Source organism: Metasolibacillus meyeri (genome assembly GCF_003049505.1).
GTDB lineage: Bacteria > Bacillota > Bacilli > Bacillales_A > Planococcaceae > Metasolibacillus > Metasolibacillus meyeri.
This window is the reverse complement of record NZ_PYWN01000241.1, coordinates 1-2,237: the sequence shown is the minus strand read 5'-3', so window position 1 is coordinate 2,237 and position 2,237 is coordinate 1. Positions and strand designations below refer to the sequence as shown.

Sequence of the window (2,237 nt, the reverse complement as noted above, 5' to 3'; positions counted from 1 at the left end):
CAGGCTGTGAAGTGTTTAGCTTGTGTTCCTTTATCACCAATCAGTGGGGGATGAAGAAAACCCCCACTGATTGAAGGTTCACTTTATAGACCTCCCTTTTTTAATCATTCTTCGTATCATAAACAAGGTGACAGATATTTTGTGCGTGAAAGCGAAGCGGCAGCACATGTTTTCTCTGTTGCGAAAGCGAAGCGGCAGCAACAACAACATGCTTTATATGTCAGAATCCCCTATTGATTATAAGGTTCACTTTATTTAACTCTTTTTCAACACATTGATTTCCTTCGTTAGCTTATTGAAGCGTTGATCAAGCTCCATATATTCAGCAGAGCCAATTTGAGCAAGACTTAATTTGCCTAACACTGCTTGTCGCTCTGTTTCCAATGCTAATAATGAGGCGCTGTTATCCTGTTGTATTCCTTGCTTTGCTCTATACTTTGTCAATAGCCCATCTTGAATCAATAACTGTTCATCCGTTATTTGCTGTAAAAAATAATGGTCATGTGAAACCGCAAGAATCGTTCCCTTAAATTGCTTCAATGTTAACTCTAGCTGCTCACGTGATTCAATATCTAAATGGTTCGTTGGTTCATCAAGTAATAAAACATCTTTATTTTGCAAAATAAACTGCATGAGCTTCAGCTTAACACGCTCGCCCATGCTCATCGTCTGAATTGGATTTTGCCAATGTGCGGCTGTGAAACCAAGTTGTTTCATTAAATGCTGTACAAGGCTTCTTTCTTCAAAGGTTTCACGCTGGAAAATTTGCGCAGGTGTCGATGCTAGCGGCAGGTCAAAGACATTTTGTGATAAATAGCCAATCGTTGCAGTTGGTGATAGCCAAAGCTTGCCATGATACGATTCTTTCCCCATAACCATTTGCAAGAAAGTCGTTTTTCCTGCGCCGTTCTGACCAACTAGCGCCACCTTTTCACCGTGCAATATCGTAAAATGCTTACTTTTAAATAAAAGCCTGCCTGCGATATGCTTTTCGATGCCTGTTACTTCTAAAAACCGCTTGCCGCGCTTTGCTGTTGCATTGATTTCAAATTTTACCTCATAGGGCTTTGCTACTTGCTCCACTTTCGCTTCGCTTAGCTCCTGCTCCAAACGCTTTCTTTTCGATTTTATTTGAGCATCTGTGCGCTTCGCCTTCACGCGATGGTACTCTTTAAAGCCTTCCTGTTTTGTTGATTGGGCATGTGCTTTGTTTGACCAGCTCGTTAAATTTGTTAACTGCCCTTCAATGCGTTCGATTTTCTTTTGCTGCTGTTCATACGCATGCTGCTGCGCGTTTCGCTCGGCAGCTCGAACTTTTTTATAATGCGTATAATTGCCGTTGTATGCACGAACTTCCTTATTTTCAATCGCCCAAATTTTCGTTACAACCTTGTCTAAAAATGCGCGGTCATGTGAAGCAACAACAAGCGTTCCTTTATATGCTTTGATTTGCTCGACTAATAACTGTATGCTCGCCTCGTCTAAATGGTTTGTCGGCTCATCCAGCAAGAGCACGTCCTTCGCCTTTGAAAAGCCCGTTGCAAGACGCAGCTTTAGCTTTTCGCCACCACTTAATGTTGCATATTCATTACTCGGTACACGCCATTTTGCTAAAAGCGCCGCATCTGCATGAAGCAGCTCATCATATACTTCCTGCTCCTGCACAATATAAAGGGGTGTCACACGGCGTTGCCATTGTAAGGAACCTGCACTAAACTCTAAATCACCATTGAGCAAATGCAATAAAGTCGACTTCCCTGCACCGTTTTTTCCAACAATTCCAACAACATCCCCTTCAGCCAAAGATAACTTCACATTTTGGAATAAAACCCCTTGCTCTAATTCCATCATAGCATCATGTATTTTTAATAGTTCTATCATAAAAATGCCCCCTTAAAGATGGGGAGAACAAAAAAATCCTCCCGTAATTTGGAAGGATTAGTCGGCAACAAATAAGCTTTTTCACTTTGCTTTTACAGGCAAGCGAAAAAACGATAATTTTAGAAAATGGGCAGACTAATCCTGTTTTTTCATGCTGAATAATTCATCATGTGTAAAAAATCAGGTTAGTTTAACATCGGCCACCCATCTTCCTTTCCGTTTCGAATTGTTAGTATTATAGCATAATGAAATGATTGTTGCATGCTGTTTGTTTAAAATATTTTTATAATGCTTCACACTACAAATGTGATATTATTTGGATATACACAATAATCCAATTATTAATATTACTTAAA

1 protein-coding gene is annotated in these 2,237 nt (G+C 40.0%); it reads right to left on the bottom strand.

Translation table 11 applies throughout. The features are described 5' to 3' along the window. Positions 1-255: 255 nt before the first annotated feature. A complete protein-coding gene (gene abc-f, locus C9J34_RS21280; RefSeq protein ID WP_107842159.1) occupies positions 256-1,881 on the bottom strand; it encodes a ribosomal protection-like ABC-F family protein in 1,626 nt (541 codons plus the stop codon). Positions 1,882-2,237: the final 356 nt, after the last annotated feature.